Here is a 243-nt window from a genome sequence, read left to right as displayed (position 1 = left end):
CCGATGTCTTTAAAGACCATTACGAAGGGCGACTGGGTCGGGTCCAGCTTGTTCCACGGGTAGATGGCCATAATGATTAACAAGGCCCCGACGTAAAAGAGCAGGATCCGCACCGGGATGTCGTTGATCGCCCGCGGAATCACCTTGCGGGGGTTTTGGGTTTCGGCCGCCGTCATCCCAATCATTTCGATTCCGACAAAGGCAAAGATAACCATTTGAAAGGACATCAAAAAGCCCTTAAAG

Annotated in this window: 1 pseudogene; it reads right to left on the bottom strand. The window is 51.9% G+C overall.

The window, feature by feature from the left end:
* Positions 1-227 (bottom strand): annotated as a pseudogene (locus L9G74_RS21760) (hypothetical protein); the annotation flags it as partial.
* Between the last annotated feature and the right edge of the window lie 16 nt (positions 228-243).

Origin of the sequence: Shewanella electrica, from assembly GCF_022321485.1 — a bacterium.
In the GTDB taxonomy this organism is placed as follows: domain Bacteria; phylum Pseudomonadota; class Gammaproteobacteria; order Enterobacterales; family Shewanellaceae; genus Shewanella; species Shewanella electrica.
Note: the sequence above shows the minus strand (reverse complement) of the source record. Positions and strands in the feature narration are given on the sequence as shown.